The sequence below is a fragment of the Shewanella sp. 10N.286.51.B7 genome, assembly GCF_002873615.1.
GTDB classification, from domain to species: domain Bacteria; phylum Pseudomonadota; class Gammaproteobacteria; order Enterobacterales; family Shewanellaceae; genus Shewanella; species Shewanella electrodiphila.
This window is the reverse complement of the sequence record NZ_MCUF01000012.1, coordinates 1-19,294: the sequence shown is the minus strand read 5'-3', so window position 1 is coordinate 19,294 and position 19,294 is coordinate 1. Positions and strand designations below refer to the sequence as shown.

Below are 19,294 nucleotides of genomic sequence, written 5' to 3'. Positions count from 1 at the left end.
ACTCTGTGAGATCCCCAATGCTGACTTTCCCACTTTCTGGCAGTTCATCTGAACTGGTAATTGATGTGCTAACCATGGTGTTAACTGATGGTAAGCCATTAGATAGAGCATATTCTCACAACTTTTCTGGTATGCAATTTCCGCCTGCAGAACTTGCCCGTATCACAACAGTAACGGGTGATATTCTTCGTCGTTTGAATTTATATTGCTACCTAGTTGATATGAAAGCAGATGATATCGAAAGAATGGGGTCAAAGTTACTCAATGGATGGCATTTATTCCATGAACTTGAATTACCTAAGATGGAATATGCATTACAAGTTGATGCAGACGATTTTGCCGCGCGTATCGCAGAAGCTAAAACGCAGCCAGCATTATGGGACGGTTGTCCTGAGTGGTTAGATACTCTAGGTGCTGAGCAATTAGGTGATAAATGGCCAGCAGAAAGAGCTGCGTTAGCAGCAGTACCTAAACGTTATATCCGAGCTAATTCTTTAAAAGGGACTAGAGAAGAATTAAAGCAACGTTTAACCAAAGAATTAGTCGCAACAGCTGAAGTTGACGGGGTAGAAAGTGCCCTTGAAGTTCGCTCTGATTCTGCTTTATTTAAAACAAAAGCATTTAAAGAAGGTTACTTTGAGCAGCAAGACGCTGGCTCACAACTTGTCGCAGCCGCTGTTGATGCAAAACCGGGTATGCGAGTTGTAGATGCATGTGCTGGGGCTGGTGGTAAGACATTACATATTGCAGCGCAAATGAAAGGTAAAGGCCGTTTGTTAGCGATGGATGTTGAGCAGTGGAAACTCGACAATTTAAAGACTCGTGCTCGTAGAGCCGGTGCGCATAATGTTGAGACACGCATTATTGCCAGCAGTAAAACCATTAAACGCTTAAAACTTACCGCAGATAGAGTGCTACTTGATGTGCCTTGTTCTGGTCTTGGAGTGCTTAAACGTAATCCAGATTCAAAATGGCGTGACACGCCAGAACGCCTGCCGGTATTAATTGAGCTACAAAAAGATATTTTACAAAGCTACAGCCGTATGGTGAAAGTCGGTGGGATGCTTGTGTACGCAACTTGCTCGATTATGCCGGATGAAAACCGTAACCAAGTTGATGCATTTATTGCTGCAAATCCTCATTTTAAATTAATCGATGATGAAGAAATTTTGGTTTCAGAACATGGTTTTGATGGTTTTTATTTAGCCCGTATGGAACGTGTAAGCGAAGTCTAACTTTTGAGTTAGTTGTTGTTTGAATATTTTCAGTTATTTTGGAGTAAGTACTCAGTAAAATTCTAAAGAATTATTTCAAATAAAATCTAACGATAAACACATCATTAAAAGCAGTATTGTCAGCAGACAATACTGCTTTTTTTATTTTTAGAGCATAAAAATAGCTAATTCTCATTCAAACTAGATTAATCAAATGTTTGTCCTTTTTGCAAAGAGTACACTTGTTGGGCACTTGTAATGCTTTTGTTGATTTTATCTTTAAATATGCATAATCTTCATAATATATATGATGCAGTCAAACTGTCATAAACAGTTCGCACTAGGTTTTTAAATCGTAGGAGCTCTATGGATAGCGCGCAGTATAAAGTGAATGATTTTGTGAGTAGCGATGTTTTAACACATCGCTCTTCAAGCATTGAGCGTTATAGCACGATTTTATCTATGGTACTGGAAGGCTCACCACTTCGCGAAATACTCCATTCTTTAGTTTTATCCATTGAAGCACAAAAAATAGGTACCAAAGCCTCGGTTTTATTAATCAGTAATGATAAAAAGCGTTTACTTAATGGCGCAGCACCTAGTTTGCCAGAAGAGTACAACCAAGCAATTCATGGGGTTGAAATTGGCCCTGAGATTGGTTCATGTGGCGCAGCAGCTGCCACAGGTAAGCGGGTTATCGTTGAGGATATTGAAACCTCTCCTAATTGGGCAGCCTTTAAAGAATTACCCCTCAAAGCGGGACTAAAGGCCTGTTGGTCAGAGCCTATTATTGATTCAAATGGTGACGTTTTAGGAACGTTTGCCATGTATTATGATACCAAGAAATCACCCTCAGCATTAGATCTCGAATTAATTCAAGAAGCGGCAAAGTTAGGCAGTTTATCAATAGAGCGAAGCCAGGCTTTACACTTACAACAACTAACCAGTCGAATATTTAGTAAGTTACCTATGGGCTTAGTGATCACAACAGATTCCCATTCCTTATTACTTGTAAACCCAATGTTCAAAACCATTACTCGAGATTTTACTGCGGACAAATCTGTATTTGAGCCAGAAGTCTTTTTTGAAAGATCTGATGAAAAAGCATTAAGCTCGATGCTTAAAAATTTAACAAGAGGCAATACGTGGCAAGGGGAGTTGGTTGGTTATAAAAGAAATGGCCAAACATTTGATGCTGAAGTCACGGTGACTACGTTCAGAGATTATCATGGTGAGCAAAATTGTTTTTCTTGGTTAATAACAGATATTAGCGAACATAAAAGTGCGAATAAGCTGATTCACTTTCAAGCTAATAATGATGCATTAACCAGCCTTGCTAACCGAAGATGTTTTTTAGATAAAATATATGATTATGTCTGGCAGCATGAACGCACAAAACAAAATAATATTGCTTGTAGTGTGCTGCTAATGGACATAGATAACTTTAAGTTAATTAACGACAGCTTGGGTCATGAAAATGGTGACTTTTTGCTTAAAGAAGTGTCTGACCGTTTAAGTTTAATTTCGCCATCAAATAGTATGCTAGCAAGAATCGCCGGTGATGAATTTGGTTTATTTATCCCAGGTCTAATCACCGATAATGAACTTATCGCACTCGCGAAACAGATTAACCAATCAGTTACGGAAGTTGTGGTTATTGAGCAGCAGCAAATACATCCATCGATGAGTATTGGTATTGCGCGTTACCCTGAAGACTCAACCATTGTTGAATCACTGATTAATTTTGCTAGCCAAGCAATGTATGACGTTAAATTGAAAGGTCGTAACAGCTATCAATTCTTTAATAAAGAAATGCAAAAAAACGCTGAACGTACCGCTTACCTGCAAATGGAACTCAATAAAGCGTTAAACGAAGAAGCATTTGAACTGTATTTTCAGCCTATTGTTTCAGCCAAAACCTCGAAAATAGAAAAGGCTGAAATTCTATTACGCTGGCAATTAAATGGTGAGTTTATATCTCCTGAAGAGTTTATCCCAATCGCAGAGCAGTCAGGGCTGATTGTTCCTATTGGTAAATGGGTAAGACAACAGGCATTAAAGATCATTGCAGAGTGCTGGCGACAGGGTGAACCGATTGCATTATCGGTAAATGTCTCTACTTGTGAATTTTTAACAGACGATTTGCAAAAACAATTTCTTCAGTGTTTTGAAGAGTTCATGGACCAACAAACAGAATCTGACTTCCCATTATCATTGCTGACGCTTGAAATTACCGAGTCATTGATGATGGATCAGCACCAGAATATTGAGAGTCTATTGAATCAACTAAGAAGTTGCGGGATAAAAATTTCGGTAGATGATTTTGGTACTGGTTACTCATCGTTATCCTACCTTGCCAATTTTCCTGTGGATCAAATTAAGATTGATAAGGCTTTTATTCAGAAAATTGAACAAGGACCCCGTCATAGGGCACTTGTTGAAGCGATTGCAAGCATGAGTAATGCATTAGAACTTGCGGTAACGGCGGAAGGGGTAGAGACCCAAGCACAATTGGATTTCGTAAAAAATAATAAAGTTGATGCTATACAAGGTTACTTTTTTTACAAACCTATGCCTCAGCAAGCATTCTTCGACTTGATTAGCCAGAATAATTCATGACTTAAGCACTACTCACCTTGAATTGTAATCACCATATGTCGCTGACCGCCATGATTACGATGCTCGCCAAGATAGATCCCTTGCCACATTCCTACCGCTAATTGACCATCACTAATTGGAATCGACAGCTCACAACCTAATAGGCTCGATTTTAAATGTGCAGGCATGTCATCACTACCTTCATAGGTGTGCACATAGTAAGGCTCATTTTCAGCCGCAGTTTTATTAAAGTAAGACTCAAAATCTTGCCTAACACTGGGATCGGCATTTTCATTAATTGTGATAGACGCAGAGGTGTGTTGTAAGAATACGTGCATTAGCCCGATTGAAAAGTTCGATAATTCAGGGATCTGCTTTAATATTTCATCAGTCACTAAATGAAACCCACGTGGTTTAGCCGTTAAGGTTATTTGTTTTTGAAACCACATTTTCTTCTCTTTATTTCGTTAATTTAGGTTCAAATTGTAGAGATTTTTGGTGAAAACGCCAACAGTCAAAAACACTGCTATAAAAAATTTCAGCAGGATAAAACGCTATTGGCTGTTAAAATCTATTTTTCAGTCCCTTTTATTGACTTGCATTAGCTGAAAGCCTTGTTATATGTGGGTTGTGAGCGGTGTTGTGGATTTCGTGTCATTTTACGAAGATTTTTTTCGAGGTATTAAAAAAGTCCAAATTGACTGTCTGATTGTAGTAAAAAACTCAGCACACAGGTGTAAGCTGTGTGTAAAACGAACGATTGATACAAAGTGTTGCAATTGTTTGTGGTTGATTAATCTCAACTTTAGTTTAAAAGAAAAGAGGGTAGGCACAAAAAAACCGCTCTAAGAGCGGTTCTTAAACTAAAAATGGCGACGTTAATTAACGGCCTATTTAGTATTAACCAAGCATAATTTTTGGTTCAGTAAACTCAAGCTCTAATGCTTCAGCCACTTCTTTACAGACTAGTTTACCGTGAATAACGTTAAGGCCATTCAGTAAGTGCTGGTCAGCAAGTAGTGCTTTTTTATAGCCTAAATTAGCAAGTTTAAGAATGTATGGCAGGGTTGCATTGTTCAGTGCAAACGTTGATGTACGGGCTACAGCGCCCGGCATGTTAGCCACACAATAGTGAACAACATCATCAACAATGTACGTCGGCTCTTGGTGTGTTGTAGCGTAAGATGTTTCAACACAACCACCTTGGTCGATAGCCACATCAACAATAGCACTGCCAGGTTTCATGCGTGAAATCATGTCACGCGTCACCAATTTAGGCGCAGCTGCGCCAGGGACTAATACACCGCCAATGACTAAGTCAGCATCAATGACATGACGTTCAATCGCATCTGCAGTTGAGTAAATTGCTTTAACTGACGAGCCAAATTGAACGTTTAAACGACGTAATGCATCAATGCTACGGTCAAGTACAACTACGTCTGCGCCCATGCCCACAGCCATTTGTGCAGCATTTGTACCTACCATGCCGCCGCCAATAATAACCACTTTGGCAGGTTCAACACCTGGCACACCGCCAAGCAACATACCACGGCCGCCTAATGACTTTTCAAGGGCGCGAGCACCAGCTTGAATTGACATACGACCAGCCACTTCAGACATTGGTGCAAGTAGTGGTAAACCACCACGATCATCAGTCACTGTTTCATAAGCGATACATACTGATTTACTTTTTATTAAGTCTTCAGTTTGTGGCATATCAGGTGCTAAATGCAGATATGTAAATAGGATCTGATCTTCACGCAACATAGCGCGTTCAATGGCTTGAGGCTCTTTAACTTTTACAATCATGTCTGACTGAGCAAACACTTCTGCGGCAGTTTCTAGAATAGAAGCACCAGCGTCAATAAAATCTTGATTGGTAAAACCAATGCCAATACCAGCATCGGATTGTACGAATACATCATGACCTTTAATCGTTAGTTCTCTAACGCTTGAAGGAACCATACCTACGCGGTATTCGTGGTTTTTGATTTCAGTAGGGATACCAATAATCATTTTGTGCCTCTATTTAATCAGTTGTCGTTGTTGACAGTTCAATTGTTATTATAATCGTTCGCCTGAACGTGCTTATTTCAGGGAAGTCTAGTATAGTGCCCAAGACGCAGTTTATGCTGCTAAACTTTACACATTAAAAGATGAATATGTTGTTTTTGTGCTAAAGCAAGGTTAATAATATGGCAAATAATAAAAAAAATTCTGTAAAAGATTTAGATCGGATTGACCGTAATATCCTCAATGAACTTCAAGTTGATGGTCGCATATCAAACGTGGAGTTATCGAAACGAGTAGGGCTTAGTCCTACTCCTTGTTTAGAGCGAGTTAAGCGTCTTGAGAAACAAGGTTACATTAATGGCTACACTGCATTAGTTAACCCACATTATCTTGGTGCATCTTTACTTGTATTTGTGGAAATCACGTTAACACGCGATACGCCTGATATTTTTGAACGCTTCAACAAAGCGGTTCAATTACTCGATGATATTCAAGAATGTCATTTAGTATCTGGAGACTTTGATTATTTATTGAAGACTCGAGTATCTGATATGTCGGCATATCGTCGTTTATTAGGTGAGACACTACTTAAGTTGCCATCAGTTTCTGATACTCGTACTTATGTGGTCATGGAAGAAGTCAAACAAACTAATAAAGTCGCATTAAATTTATTAGCGGATAGCTACTAAACTTTCTGACCAATAAAAATAAAGGGCATTGCCCTTTATTTTTTTGTCCAAAATTTGTTCACACTTAAAAAATGTCACTTATCGGTGTAAAAGTAACCAAATGATTCATGGATAATTAAATTTTGGTTAAGCATCCATCTATCTGAAAACATTAGGTTGAGCTTGGCTTATTGCCATTGCATAATCACTGCAACATCAATGATATTCTGTTATTGTTATCATTCTTCTTAAATTCTTATTCGGGTGTTTTCGTTTGTCTCAGGGAAAAAGTCTTCAAACACTTAGTGGCCTTCAACGCCTTCTCGAAGGTGGATTGATTATATGTTGCATGACAGCAACCTACATTCTTCTTGCGCTCAGCAGTTTTGATCCTAGTGATCCTGGCTGGAGTCAGTCTCATTTCCAAGGTGATATCAATAATCTTACAGGCGCAGTAGGGGCTTGGACTGCCGATGTGCTGTTTTACTTCTTTGGTTTTATTGCCTATTTAATTCCGGTCATCATTGCGGCCACTGGTTGGTTTATTTTTAATCGCACTCACAAATTATTTGAAATAGATTACTTTTCTGTGGGATTAAGGATCATTGGCTTTATGTTGATGGTGTTGGCATTAGCAGCGCTTGCGAGTATGAATGCCGATGATATGTACGTTTTTTCTGCCGGTGGTGTTGCTGGTGACGTTATTGGCCAAGCCATGTTGCCGTACTTTAACAACCTGGGTACCACATTACTGTTACTGTGCTTTATTGGTGCAGGTTTTACATTAACCACAGGGATCAGTTGGTTAACTGTGATTGAAGCGACAGGCTATGGCACCATATGGTGCGTGAAAAAACTGATCAGTCTTCCAAGTTATTTCAATGGTTCAAATGAAACTGAAGACACGCGTGGCTTTATGTCTGTGGTTGATAAGTTTAAGCAAGGCCGTGACAAAAATAGTGAAGAAGAGGATGTGATTGATGGTGAAGTGCAACCCTCAAATGAACAGCCTTCAATTAAACAGCCTTCAAATATAGAAAAAGCACCGGAACGTCATTATGGCGGCAAGTTAGAACCGCAGTTTGATGTTGTGTCTGACAACACTGACAATCACATAGCAGACGATGAGTACGAAGAAGAGCCTGCCAAACAATCTGTTTTCGCACGAATGAAGTCTAAAATCATTCCGCGCCGTGAAGAATCACAAGATGATGATCAAGATGCTGAAATTAATAGCGAAACTCAAACTCAAACTCAAACTAGGGTAGAGCCTCAGGTTAGCATTAACAACACCGCAGATGAATCAAGCCAACCATGGGTTGCATCAGGTGATGCGCCAGCAGTTGATTTAACAAATGCTAATCAATTAGATCCGCAGCAAACTAATGACGAAAGTATCGAGTTTGGCGATGAGTTTGAACGCACGACATCTATTGGTGCAACCGTGATGGCTGCGGCAGTTAAAAATCAGCAAAGTGATGACCAACAAAGTGAAAAGCAATTAACTGAGCAGCAGCAAACGAATGCGGCGCAGTCTACAGCGCCAGTAGCCTCAGACAAACCGTATATAGCGGAAGGTATCGTGGTAATTCCAGGACAAGAGCCACAGGTTGTTATGAGTCAGCCACGTGTTGCCATGCCGCCTTTACCGAGTATTACCTTACTTGATGTCCCTGATCGAAAAGAAAACCCAATCACAAAAGATGAGTTAGATATCGTAGCTCGCTTAGTGGAAACCAAGTTAGCTGACTTTAACATCGTAGCCAATGTTGTTGGCGTATTCCCAGGTCCTGTTGTTACCCGGTTTGAGTTAGAGCTTGCTCCAGGTGTTAAAGCGTCAAAAATTTCTAATTTGTCTAAAGATTTAGCGCGTTCTTTGCTAGCTGAAAGTGTCCGTGTCGTAGAGGTCATTCCAGGTAAAGCTTATGTGGGTCTTGAGTTACCTAATAAGTTCCGCGAAACCGTGTTTATGCGCGATGTACTTGACAGCAAAACCTTTGAAGAAAGCCAGTCAAATCTATCAATGGTGTTAGGTGAAGATATTGCAGGCGACCCAGTGGTCGTTGATTTAGGCAAAATGCCGCATTTACTGGTTGCGGGTACGACAGGCTCTGGTAAGTCAGTTGGTGTTAATGTGATGATCACCAGTATTTTGTATAAGTCTGGACCAGAAGACGTACGCTTCATCATGATTGACCCGAAAATGCTTGAGCTGTCTGTTTACGAAGGCATTCCACATTTATTATGTGAAGTTGTGACAGACATGAAAGAAGCGGCCAATGCACTACGTTGGTGTGTCGGTGAAATGGAACGCCGATATAAGTTAATGTCGGCATTAGGTGTGCGTAATCTTAAGGGCTACAACACCAAGATTAAACTTGCAAAAGAAGCGGGAACACCGATTGTAGACCCGTTATGGAAATCATCTGAAAGCATGGATGAACAAGCGCCTGAGTTAGATAAATTACCTTCGATAGTTGTAGTGGTCGATGAATTTGCTGACATGATTATGATTGTCGGCAAAAAAGTAGAAGAATTAATTGCCCGTATTGCCCAAAAAGCACGTGCAGCTGGTATTCATTTAATCTTAGCGACTCAGCGTCCTTCGGTCGATGTTATTACTGGTTTGATTAAAGCGAACGTACCAACTCGTATAGCATTCCAGGTATCTTCACGTATCGATTCACGTACCATTTTAGATCAACAAGGCGCTGAAACCTTGCTAGGCATGGGTGATATGCTTTACTTGCCACCAGGTACCAGTGTGCCTATTCGTGTGCATGGTGCATTTATTGATGATCATGAAGTACATAAAGTGGTTGCCGATTGGCATGCCCGTGGTAAACCGCAGTATGTCGAAGAAATTCTTAATGGTGTTAGTGATGGTGAGCAAGTGCTGTTACCTGGTGAAACCGCAGAAACCGATGATGATACTGATCAGTTATATGATGAGGCTGTCGCTTTTGTTACTGAAACCCGCAGAGGCTCTATTTCCAGTGTTCAGCGTAAATTCAAAATCGGTTACAACCGCGCAGCCAGAATTATCGAAATGATGGAGACACAAGGTATTGTCAGCACGCAAGGCCATAATGGTAACCGTGAAGTGTTAGCACCGCCACCACCACGTGGTTAATCAGACAATGCCAGCAAACGTTAAACGAAGTTTAATCTTAGTTTGTTAGGCCTAAATGCTACATTGAAATAACGATTACGCTCTTAGAAGTAGTAGGAAAGAATATGAAAAAATGTGTTGGTTTATTATCAATTATCACGGCGCTGTTTATTACGCCGGTTCACGCTGATGATTCAGCAGAACTACGTGAAAAACTGAAAACATTGGCATCTTTAAAAGCTGACTTTAGCCAAGTCGTTACCGACATTAATGATAAAGTCATACAGTCAGGTCAAGGCGTTTTTGCCCTTGCTTATCCTAATAAATTCTACTGGCATTTAACTCAGCCGGATGAATCTTTAATTGTTGCTGATGGTCAAGACTTGTGGATATTTAACCCATTTGCTGAAGAAGTCACCGTGATGGACTTTGCTGATGCTGTCGAAGCTTCGCCGATTGCTTTACTTGTTCATAGAGATGAAGAAACTTGGGCGCAATACCATGTTGGTCAAGTAGAGCCTGAGTCAGGAAAAGCTTGTTATATGATTAAACCTAAATCACTCGAAAGTAGTGTAGTTACGGTAAAAGTCTGTTTTGATCACTCTCAACTAACCGATTTTAATCTATTGGATGAGCAAGGTAATCACAGTCAGTTCATGTTAACCAATCAAGCCAGTGTGACAGAAGATGAGCAATCATTGTTTGAATTTGTCGTACCGGCAAACGTTGATATAGACGATCAACGTAATAGCCCTGTGCAATAAGGTTTACCGTGTCTAACTTAGGCTTTGATTTCTCCCCCGACTTTCGTCCTTTAGCTGCAAGAATGCGCCCGAGGGAAATCAGTGAATACGTTGGTCAAAGCCATTTGCTTGGTGAAGGCCAACCGTTAAGACAAGCCCTTGAAGCCAATCGTGCTCATTCAATGCTCTTATGGGGGCCGCCTGGCACAGGCAAAACCACTCTAGCTGAACTCGTTGCTCATTATGCCAATGCTCACGTTGAGCGGATTTCTGCGGTGACCTCAGGGGTTAAAGAAATTCGCGCTGCGATTGAGCAAGCAAAAGCAGTTGCGCAAAGTCGTGGTCAACGCACATTATTATTTGTTGATGAAGTACATCGATTTAACAAAAGTCAACAAGATGCATTTTTGCCGTTTATTGAAGATGGCACGGTCATTTTTGTTGGTGCAACGACTGAAAACCCATCGTTTGAGCTCAATAACGCATTATTGTCACGAGCAAGGGTGTATCTCATTAATCGCCTAGATGGTGATGATATTGCTCAAATTATAAATCAAGCATTAACTGACACTGAACGTGGTTTTGGCAAGCGACATTTCACCATGCCAGATGATGTTATGCAGCAATTAGCTGCCACATCAGATGGTGATGCTCGCAAAGCACTTAACTTATTAGAGTTAATGAGCGACCTAGTCAGTGACAATGGCAGCTTTACCCAAGAGATGCTTACTCAAGTTGCTGGCCATCAGATGGCCACATACGATAAAAATGGCGATCAATTTTACGATTTAATTTCAGCAGTGCACAAGTCAGTGCGTGGTTCATCGCCAGATGCTGCGCTGTATTGGTATTGCCGCATTTTAGAAGGCGGCGGCGATCCTTTGTATGTTGCAAGGCGACTGCTTGCGATCGCTTCTGAAGACATTGGTAATGCCGATCCAACGGCAATGAATATTGCCCTCAATGCTTGGGATTGTTTCCACCGAGTTGGGCCCGCAGAAGGTGAACGAGCCATTGCGCAAGCGATTGTTTATTTAGCCAGCGCGCCCAAAAGTAATGCTGTTTATACCGCATTTAAAGCGGCTCGAACACTTGCTAGAGAAACTGGCCATGAGTCAGTACCTGATCATTTACGAAACGCACCGACTCAGCTTATGAAAAACATGGGGCTTGGCGCGGAATACCGCTATGCTCATGATGAACCTGGTGCATTTGCACCCGGTGAAAATTATTTTCCTGAGTCACTGCAGCAAAGCCAGTTTTATTATCCAACTGAACGTGGTTTTGAAAAAAGAATTAAGGATAAGTTGGCCCACTTAGCTGAACTTGACAGAACAAGTGAGGTAAAACGCTATGATTAGCTTGACCAATATCATGTTTGTGGCACTTGGCGGCTCAATTGGTGCAGTTTTTCGCTATGTTATTTCAATTTTAATGCTTCAGCTATTTGGAAGCAGTTTCCCTTTTGGTACACTGTTAGTCAATATATTGGGATCATTCTTGATGGGCATCGTTTATGCCATCGGTCTTGAAACAAGTCATCTAAGCCCAGAAATGAAAGCCATGGTTGGTGTTGGGCTATTAGGCGCGTTAACGACTTTTTCAACGTTTTCCAATGAAACATTATTGCTCATGCAAGAAGGACTCTTCTTAAAAGCAATTCTCAACGTGTTGTTGAATGTCACGCTATGTATTTTCATGGTATATGTCGGCCAGCAGCTAGTAATTTCTCGCATTTAACTATTAAGAATATAAAACATGTTAGATCCAAAATTTTTGCGTAACGAACTTGAAGTCACAGCTGAGCTTTTAGCTAAACGTGGCTTTATCCTTGATGTTAGCCGCCTTACTGCCTTAGAAGAAAAACGTAAGTCGCTACAAGTGGAAACAGAAGAATTACAAGCGTCCCGTAATGCAATCTCTAAATCCATCGGTCAAGCTAAGTCTCGTGGCGAAGATGTCAGTGAAATCATGGCAAAAGTAGGGGATTTAGGTTCTCAACTGGATGCGAAGAAAACTGAACTAGCTGAGTTATTAGCTGAGTTAAATGGTATTGCGATGAGCATGCCTAACTTGCCTGATGATGCAGTACCTGCTGGCGCAGATGAAAATGACAATGTTGAAGTGCGCACATGGGGCGAGCCAACTAAATTTGATTTTGAAGTCAAAGATCATTTAGATCTTGGAGAAGGCTTAGATGGCTTAGATTTTAAAAGCGCAGTTAAAATTACCGGCTCACGCTTTATCGTAATGAAAGGTCAAATTGCGCGTTTAACCCGTGCAGTTGGTCAGTATATGTTAGATCTTCATACTGAAAATCACGGCTATACAGAAATGTATGTGCCGTTATTAGTGAACGAAGAAAGCTTACTGGGTACGGGTCAATTACCAAAATTTGGTGAAGACTTATTCCACACCAAACCAGCGACTGAAGAAGGACAAGGCTTAAGCCTTATCCCTACTGCTGAAGTGCCATTAACCAATATGGTTCGTGACACGATTGTTGAAGAAGCAAATTTGCCTCTTAAAATGACAGCATTAACTTCTTGTTTCCGAAGTGAAGCTGGCTCTTACGGTCGTGATACTCGTGGTTTAATTCGTCAACATCAGTTTGATAAAGTAGAACTTGTTCAAATCGTTAAGCCAGAAGATTCAATGGCAGCACTTGAAGAATTAACTGGTCATGCTGAAAAAGTACTACAAGGTTTAGGTCTTCCATACCGTACTATGATCTTATGTACTGGTGACATGGGCTTTGGCGCTGCTAAAACTTATGATTTAGAAGTATGGTTACCTGCGCAAAACACTTACCGTGAAATTTCTTCTTGTTCAAACATGAAAGATTTCCAAGCACGTCGTATGCAAGCGCGCTACCGTGGTGTTAATGATAAAAAGCCAACGCTTTTACATACACTGAATGGTTCTGGTTTGGCAGTAGGGCGCACAGTGGTAGCGATTCTTGAAAACTACCAAAATGCTGATGGCTCAATTACTATTCCTGAAGCGTTACGTCCGTATATGCGTGGACTTGAAAAGATTGCTTAGTAGATAACGCTAATAGCCATCTACATTGCCAAAGGTTAACAGTCCCTTTGGTAATGGGATAAACAATAAAAACCAAACATTATGTTTGGTTTTTTTATGGCAACAGATCATTTGCTGTTGTCCACCACTTAAAAAGTAAAGATGAAGATGTTAGAAATCGAATATGTCATAGATGGGATGTCGACAAAGATGTATGTCGACAAAACGCATTTCTTTAAGTTATCTGATAACCAATGGGTTTTAGCTGGTGACTTGGCGGTTAGTGCAAGTATCATCGCTAGAAGTGGCACTGCTGCATCTATAGTAACAGTGATGGAAATTGACCCTAGGTACCATTATTGTGATGTTAAATTGAGTCATAATCATCATTTCTTTGTCACCAAAAATCCAACTTCAGCACTAGATAAAAACTGTGAAATAGCGCCAACCGACCCCCTTGAATTAATCCCCTATGAGTTAGCCAATAAACCTTCTTACCACCCCAATGGTGAACCAACAGGGCACCATAGCGGCCCGTGGGTTGCGGCGAGACATATTAATAATAAGGGTGAACATATCTTTGGTTGGGGCAGAGCAGATGACGTAATGTGTGCTGAAGATGCAGCGGTCAATGATTTAAAAGCTAAAGTTGGCGGCGATACATTATTGAACCGTAAAAATGTCACCATATCCCATGCATATATTCGTAAATACACTAAAAAAGGCAGGTTAATCAATAAAATGAGCCCTTGTACATATTGCCGTGAAAACTATGGCTCGGCTTTAAATGATAAAACGGTGGGAGAGAGTGACTTAATTAAACCTGGGCGAGATTACCTGCCAGAGTAAAAGTTAGCTTATAGGTAATTGTTTAATTTTAAAACTAATTGTTGTTAGTTTAACTTGCTCTTATCTCAATTTATACAAACCTAAAATCACTAAGCGGTATTAAGCTAATTTATAACCAAATTGAGTAAAGTAAGATAAGAGCAGTGTTTCATTTTCTACTGTAAAATCAGATGCATTTAGCAGGTTTTGGTAACCCAGCTATCTTAGTTGCCTGTTTAGCCGGTCCGACAGGAAAAAGGGTATACAAGTATTTAGAGTTACCTTTATCAGCCCCTAATGACTGACCTATAGCCTTAACCAATACACGTATTGCAGGACTGGTTTTAAACTCTAAGTAAAAATTTCGAACAAAATTAATCACTTCCCAATGTTGTTCGGTGAGTTCAATCTCTTCTGTTGCTGCCAATGTTGGCGCCATTTCTGGCGACCAGTCTGTGTAATTTTTTAAATAACCTTTAGCGTCAACTTCAATGTGTTGACCGTTAAATTCAAATGATTCTACCAAGTGATCACCTTAGTGTGTTGCAATGTAGCCAGTACAAACTGGTCATAATCAATGATTGAGATATTGGCTGATTGAGGTAAACGCTCGCTTAAGCCTCTGGCTTCAATGTCTTCAATTAACACATACAGTTTGAAGTCAGCCAAACGTTGTTGCCATTGAGTATTGAGTAAACAATTTAGCGCATCGTCAGCGAGTAAAATGCTGTCTTGAGCATCAATGTAACGTAAACAAGTGTTAAGGGCGTTATCAGCCGTTACTGAGCTTTGAATATGGTGCAATATCATAGTTAGTAGACCACCACTTCATTTGCCTGCTGAATTAATAGCTGTATCTGTTTAACACTCGCCATTTCAGCTTCAAAATTAAATTCACTTTCTTTTAAACCAAATTGTTTAGCTGATTCTTGGCAAACCAAAACAGTGTCAATATCATATAAACTAAGCGCTTTAAAAGTGGCTAAATAGTCCTTACTGCCGACGAGTTCAGGCTGCTGTTCAGGCAATAAATGTAAAACCGCTTCATCAGTAAATACCACACTGACTTCTTGTTCAAAGCTTGCACTTAACATGGCAAAATCGAGTCCTTCGCGACTTGAAGTATTGCCTATTGGGCTATGTCTAAAGATGACACATACTTTTTTCATTAACTGAGTACCTTTGTCTTACCGCTGTATTTAATCATTAGAAACAAATCAATCTATCTGATTGTTCAATACCGGTAACGAGTTCACCGAGTCCGCCCATTGTGAATTTGTCACTGGCGTTGAAAGCATCTTTACGGTTTTCGTTTGCATCCTGTGCCGACAAAACCCCACGCCTTAAGGCTGCAGAAACACAATTAACAAGATGTAGATTATGTTCAGTGGCGAGTTTAGTCCAAGCTCGATGTAAATCATGCTCGTCAGAGGCGGGACAAATTAAAGCGCTACTGTTCATCACACCATCTTGATAAAAGAAAACATGACTGACTTGATGACCCAAAGACAAAACGCTTTCAGTAAAACGAAGGGCGCGGAAACTGGCGGTAGAGCCATAAACTGTGCCATTAACTTGGATAATAAATTTATTCATAACAATAAAAAATGGCTCCTGTAAGGGAGCCATTTTAGCGTAGTTAGCTGATTAATCACAAGGTCATAAATAAGTGATTAATACCGATACTCACTGATTAATCATCGTTACCCATGCCTAACAAGTGTAGTAGAGCCATGAATAAGTTAATGAAGTTTAAGAATAATGAGATTGTTGCGCGAATATAGTTTGTTTCGCCACCATTTACGATACGGCTTGTATCATAAAGGATTAAACCAACCATAATCATCGCTACAGCTGCTTGCAGTGCCATAAACATCGCGCCGCTGTTTACAAAGAACATGTTGATTAAAGAAAGACCAATAACCACAAGTAAACCAGCAAATAAGAAACCACCCATAAAGTTAAAGTCTTTCTTAGTGGTGATTGCGTATGCTGATAATGAGATAAAGATGACTGAGGTTAAACCAAAGGCTTGCATAATAAGCTCTGGGCCATTCGCCATACCAACATAATGGTTAAGAATGTAACCTAGTGATGCACCTTGCATACCTGTAAATGCGAAAACCCAAGCTAAACCCGAAGCATTATCGGCTTTTTTCAAGGTAACCATCATGACTACGATACTGCCTAGTGATAGACCGATAGACATGAAAGGACCGATGTTCATCGCCATTGCAACACCAGCCATTACAGCTGCAAATGCTAATGTCATGGACAATAACATGTAAGTGTTTTTAATGAGTTTGTTGGTTTCCATCGTCGTAGCTTGTTGGCCCGACAAAGTTTGTTGATTCATAACAGTCTCCAAGACGTTAAAAAAATGATGTTCCTATATAAGAAAGCTTTGGAACATACTGATAAATTACTAATGACTTAAGTTGATGATACCTGAGCTTTACTACAGCTTAAAGTAATCTTCGTAAACGAATTGCATCAGGAACAATAAATATTGTGTAAATCAGAGAGCTAACTCACCTGATTACCTAAAAAAGGCTTATTAAAAGGCAAATTGGATCACGCTAAATCCAATGATCATAATGCCATTGTTAAAAAATTAGCTTAACTGAACATTAAATCTGACATTTGGCTCATTACAATTGAATAACTGGCTTAATTAATTGATAAAAATGAGACATAAGCAATTTCGTCGTTTACGCTAACCACTCTCGATGCAGTTTATCTGTATCACCTAGATAATCTAATACCCATTCCAATGCCGGAGACATCTTTTCTTGGTTCCATGCTAAACAGCAAGGGCTGGCATTCTTTGGGTTCTCAAGTGTTTTAGAAATTAACGAACCTGATTGAATAAACGGTTTAGCAAGGTTCAGCGGCATATAGCCAATGCCTGAACCATCCCTGAAACAGTTAATTGCGCGGATCCAGTCTGGCACGACCAAACGTCGCTGATTATCGAGTAACCATGTCGTGCGTTTTGGGATTTCTCGCGACGTATCTTCAAGACAAATAGAAGGGTACTGACGTAGTTCATCATCTGAAAGCGGTGTTTCAATATCGGCCAGAGGATGATTTTTACTGACCAAGAACGCCCATTCAATGTCGCGCATGTCTTTATATTGAAAAACGCCACCGACAGGAATAGCTGTGGTTGCGCCAATGGCAATGTCACTTCGACCTGTTGCCAATGCTTCCCAAACCCCATTGAAGACTTCAATGCGGATGATAAGTTCTACATCGCTAAAGTGGCGGTAGAAGTCGGCGATTAATACGCTGATCCTATCTGCACGGACAATATTATCTAGTGCAATGGACAAAGTCGGCTGCCAGCCATTTGCGACACGCTGAGTACTGCGCTTTAAGTCGTTCATTTCAGCTAGTAGTTCTCTTGCATGTTGCACGAAGTGTTTACCCGGTTCAGTTAAGCTTACACTTCGATGATGCCTTTCAAACAAAATGACACCAAGTTCGTCTTCGATTTGTTTAACGGCATAACTGACGGCTGATGGAACTTTGTGTAATTGATTGGCTGCAGCGGTGAAACTACCGACACGCGCGACTATATCTATCATTTCCAATGCTTGTTCTGAAAGCATGAAGGGCTATCCTTTGCTATGAAAAATTATGAATGCAGTCATCAAAAGTAAACGTTTCACAAAGTTTTTGCAAGTCATTAGACTGCACGCAGTTTTTAATAGTCTCAATTTGGAATACCTTTTTACATGAACAATGCATCATCCATTACCACTAATTCAAAGTCTGCAAATTTGCAGTACTTTATTTTGTTAGGTTACCTCGCTTTACTGAGTATGCTGGGCTTTATTGCTACAGATATGTATTTACCTGCATTTCAGAATATTGCAGATTCATTTTCTACTAGCTTAAATAATGTGGCCTTTTCATTAACCACCTTTTTGGCAGGCTTAGCGCTAGGACAATTATTATATGGTCCACTAGTTGAAAAAGTAGGTAAGCAAAAAGCATTAATCATCGGTCTTGCATTGTTTGCAGCGGCCAGCGGCGCGATCGTTGCTAGTGAATCAATTGTGATGCTTAATATTGCGCGATTTTTTCAAGCGCTGGGTGCATGTAGTGCAGGCGTGATTTGGCAAGCGATTGTGGTTGAAAAATATGATGCTGAAAAAGCACAGAAAATATTTTCAAACATTATGCCGCTTGTTGCACTTTCACCAGCAGTTGCGCCACTGATAGGTGCATCAATTGTCAGTAATTTTGGCTGGCGTGCTGTCTTTATCACATTGGTGATTATTGCATTGTTATTAATTGTATTAACTAAGTGGTTAGTCGCGGCTGAGACCAAGCAAGCGGAAGTACAAGAGAGCATTAGCTACAAGTCGATTTTAAAAAATACGCATTATCTAGGTAATGTGGTCATTTTTGGCGCTTGTTCCGCTGCTTTCTTCAGTTATTTAACGGTTTGGCCAAGTGTAATGATCAAGTACGGTTATGAAGCGCAGGCCATTGGCTTAAGCTTTATTCCTCAAACCATTATGTTCATTGTAGGTGGCTACATGAGCAAGGTGTTGGTGAAAAAGCTTGGCGCACCGACAGCACTTAAGTATGTATTAGCGCTGTTCTTTGTGTGTGTTGCTGCAATTGCTATCGTGACATTAGTTATGAAAATTGAAAGCATTTACCCATTACTGATCGCTTTTTCAATTTTAGCTGCTGGTAACGGTGCAATTTATCCTATCGTAGTGAACAATGCGCTGCAGCAATTCAGTAAAAATGCGACTAAGGCGGCTGGTTTACAGAACTTTATTCAAATTGGTATGGCATTTGGTGCATCGAGTATTGTGGCTCTGTTAGCCCAATATGCTGAAATGACCATTGGTTTAGGGGTGTCATTAAGTGCTGTAGGCGTGTATTTGGGCTACTTATTATCAAAGCATGATAACTGGACTTCAGTTAAACAATGTTTTGTAAAGCCAGATCCTGCTCGAATTAGCGCCTATGCTGATAAAAATTCAGCAGAGTGATGCCATCTTAAGCAAACGGTAAGTTTTATGTAAAGTTATGCTTTACAGAAAACGTTGAGGACATTATTATTCTCGG

Annotated in this window: 18 protein-coding genes; 10 read left to right on the top strand and 8 right to left on the bottom strand. The window is 40.3% G+C overall.

What is annotated here, in order from left to right; all coding sequences use genetic code 11:
* Positions 1-17 precede the first annotated feature (17 nt).
* Entirely contained in the window at positions 18-1,235 is a 1,218-nt protein-coding gene (locus BCU84_RS00785) for an RsmB/NOP family class I SAM-dependent RNA methyltransferase (protein ID WP_102526196.1), read from the top strand.
* Positions 1,236-1,580: 345 nt separating this feature from the next.
* Entirely contained in the window at positions 1,581-3,833 is a 2,253-nt protein-coding gene (locus tag BCU84_RS00780) for an EAL domain-containing protein (protein WP_102526195.1), read from the top strand.
* A gap of 8 nt (positions 3,834-3,841) precedes the next feature.
* Here BCU84_RS00780 and BCU84_RS00775 read toward each other — a convergent pair whose 3' ends face one another.
* Both BCU84_RS00775 and ald read right to left on the bottom strand, forming a co-directional pair.
* Complete coding sequence (locus tag BCU84_RS00775; RefSeq protein WP_102526194.1) at positions 3,842-4,261, bottom strand: secondary thiamine-phosphate synthase enzyme YjbQ; 420 nt, start codon at positions 4,259-4,261, stop codon at positions 3,842-3,844.
* A 451-nt stretch (positions 4,262-4,712) separates the two neighbouring features.
* Positions 4,713-5,828, bottom strand: coding sequence for an alanine dehydrogenase (gene ald / locus BCU84_RS00770; protein ID WP_102526193.1), 1,116 nt, complete (start codon positions 5,826-5,828; stop codon positions 4,713-4,715).
* A 179-nt stretch (positions 5,829-6,007) separates the two neighbouring features.
* Between ald and lrp the strand changes: the two genes are divergently transcribed.
* The 7 genes from lrp (at position 6,008) to BCU84_RS00735 (ending at position 14,221) form a co-directional block, all read left to right on the top strand.
* Positions 6,008-6,514 carry a leucine-responsive transcriptional regulator Lrp gene (gene lrp / locus BCU84_RS00765; RefSeq protein WP_055026025.1) on the top strand — a complete coding sequence of 169 codons (507 nt, stop codon included), beginning with the start codon at positions 6,008-6,010 and terminating at the stop codon, positions 6,512-6,514.
* Positions 6,515-6,767: 253 nt separating this feature from the next.
* Positions 6,768-9,626, top strand: a complete 2,859-nt coding sequence (locus BCU84_RS00760; protein ID WP_102526192.1) for a DNA translocase FtsK 4TM domain-containing protein — start codon at positions 6,768-6,770, stop codon at positions 9,624-9,626.
* A 104-nt stretch (positions 9,627-9,730) separates the two neighbouring features.
* Positions 9,731-10,369, top strand: coding sequence for an outer membrane lipoprotein chaperone LolA (lolA, locus tag BCU84_RS00755; protein WP_102526191.1), 639 nt, complete (start codon positions 9,731-9,733; stop codon positions 10,367-10,369).
* Positions 10,370-10,377: 8 nt separating this feature from the next.
* Entirely contained in the window at positions 10,378-11,709 is a 1,332-nt protein-coding gene (locus BCU84_RS00750; RefSeq protein ID WP_102526190.1) for a replication-associated recombination protein A, read from the top strand.
* A gap of 1 nt (position 11,710) precedes the next feature.
* Positions 11,711-12,088 carry a fluoride efflux transporter CrcB gene (gene crcB / locus BCU84_RS00745; RefSeq protein WP_102526271.1) on the top strand — a complete coding sequence of 126 codons (378 nt, stop codon included), beginning with the start codon at positions 11,711-11,713 and terminating at the stop codon, positions 12,086-12,088.
* A gap of 18 nt (positions 12,089-12,106) precedes the next feature.
* Complete coding sequence (gene serS / locus BCU84_RS00740) at positions 12,107-13,393, top strand: serine--tRNA ligase (protein ID WP_102526189.1); 1,287 nt, start codon at positions 12,107-12,109, stop codon at positions 13,391-13,393.
* A gap of 147 nt (positions 13,394-13,540) precedes the next feature.
* The gene (locus BCU84_RS00735) at positions 13,541-14,221 is read left to right on the top strand and encodes a hypothetical protein (protein WP_102526188.1); all 681 of its coding nucleotides are present in this window, start codon (positions 13,541-13,543) and stop codon (positions 14,219-14,221) included.
* Positions 14,222-14,387: 166 nt separating this feature from the next.
* Here BCU84_RS00735 and BCU84_RS00730 read toward each other — a convergent pair whose 3' ends face one another.
* The 6 genes from BCU84_RS00730 to punR all read right to left on the bottom strand — a co-directional run bounded on the left by BCU84_RS00730 (position 14,388) and on the right by punR (position 17,814).
* A complete protein-coding gene (locus tag BCU84_RS00730; protein WP_102526187.1) occupies positions 14,388-14,726 on the bottom strand; it encodes a TusE/DsrC/DsvC family sulfur relay protein in 339 nt (112 codons plus the stop codon).
* The gene (gene tusB / locus BCU84_RS00725) at positions 14,720-15,010 is read right to left on the bottom strand and encodes a sulfurtransferase complex subunit TusB (RefSeq protein WP_102526186.1); all 291 of its coding nucleotides are present in this window, start codon (positions 15,008-15,010) and stop codon (positions 14,720-14,722) included. Before tusB ends, BCU84_RS00730 begins: the two co-directional genes overlap by 7 nt.
* 2 nt (positions 15,011-15,012) lie before the next feature.
* Entirely contained in the window at positions 15,013-15,369 is a 357-nt protein-coding gene (gene tusC, locus BCU84_RS00720) for a sulfurtransferase complex subunit TusC (RefSeq protein WP_102526185.1), read from the bottom strand.
* 37 nt (positions 15,370-15,406) lie between these two features.
* Positions 15,407-15,796: a sulfurtransferase complex subunit TusD gene (tusD, locus tag BCU84_RS00715; protein WP_102526184.1), complete on the bottom strand. Its 390-nt coding sequence runs from the start codon at positions 15,794-15,796 to the stop codon at positions 15,407-15,409.
* Positions 15,797-15,893: 97 nt separating this feature from the next.
* On the bottom strand, positions 15,894-16,556 hold the full coding sequence (locus BCU84_RS00710; protein WP_102526183.1) for a Bax inhibitor-1 family protein: 663 nt from the start codon (positions 16,554-16,556) through the stop codon (positions 15,894-15,896).
* 355 nt (positions 16,557-16,911) lie between these two features.
* Entirely contained in the window at positions 16,912-17,814 is a 903-nt protein-coding gene (punR, locus tag BCU84_RS00705) for a DNA-binding transcriptional activator PunR (RefSeq protein ID WP_102526182.1), read from the bottom strand.
* Between the two features lie 126 nt (positions 17,815-17,940).
* Between punR and punC the strand changes: the two genes are divergently transcribed.
* Positions 17,941-19,218: a purine nucleoside transporter PunC gene (punC, locus tag BCU84_RS00700; RefSeq protein ID WP_102526181.1), complete on the top strand. Its 1,278-nt coding sequence runs from the start codon at positions 17,941-17,943 to the stop codon at positions 19,216-19,218.
* Positions 19,219-19,294: the final 76 nt, after the last annotated feature.

Excerpts from the sequence above, each read along its gene's own strand:
- BCU84_RS00735 (WP_102526188.1), top strand. The coding sequence starts at position 13,541 with ATGTTAGAAATCGAATATGTCATAGATGGGATGTCGACAAAGATGTAT.
- punC (WP_102526181.1), top strand. The coding sequence starts at position 17,941 with ATGAACAATGCATCATCCATTACCACTAATTCAAAGTCTGCAAATTTG.
- tusB (WP_102526186.1), bottom strand. The coding sequence starts at position 15,010 with ATGATATTGCACCATATTCAAAGCTCAGTAACGGCTGATAACGCCCTT.
- tusC (WP_102526185.1), bottom strand. The coding sequence starts at position 15,369 with ATGAAAAAAGTATGTGTCATCTTTAGACATAGCCCAATAGGCAATACT.
- BCU84_RS00785 (WP_102526196.1), top strand. The coding sequence starts at position 18 with ATGCTGACTTTCCCACTTTCTGGCAGTTCATCTGAACTGGTAATTGAT.
- ald (WP_102526193.1), bottom strand. The coding sequence starts at position 5,828 with ATGATTATTGGTATCCCTACTGAAATCAAAAACCACGAATACCGCGTA.
- punR (WP_102526182.1), bottom strand. The coding sequence starts at position 17,814 with ATGCTTTCAGAACAAGCATTGGAAATGATAGATATAGTCGCGCGTGTC.
- lrp (WP_055026025.1), top strand. The coding sequence starts at position 6,008 with ATGGCAAATAATAAAAAAAATTCTGTAAAAGATTTAGATCGGATTGAC.
- lolA (WP_102526191.1), top strand. The coding sequence starts at position 9,731 with ATGAAAAAATGTGTTGGTTTATTATCAATTATCACGGCGCTGTTTATT.
- BCU84_RS00710 (WP_102526183.1), bottom strand. The coding sequence starts at position 16,556 with ATGAATCAACAAACTTTGTCGGGCCAACAAGCTACGACGATGGAAACC.
- BCU84_RS00780 (WP_102526195.1), top strand. The coding sequence starts at position 1,581 with ATGGATAGCGCGCAGTATAAAGTGAATGATTTTGTGAGTAGCGATGTT.
- serS (WP_102526189.1), top strand. The coding sequence starts at position 12,107 with ATGTTAGATCCAAAATTTTTGCGTAACGAACTTGAAGTCACAGCTGAG.
- tusD (WP_102526184.1), bottom strand. The coding sequence starts at position 15,796 with ATGAATAAATTTATTATCCAAGTTAATGGCACAGTTTATGGCTCTACC.
- BCU84_RS00775 (WP_102526194.1), bottom strand. The coding sequence starts at position 4,261 with ATGTGGTTTCAAAAACAAATAACCTTAACGGCTAAACCACGTGGGTTT.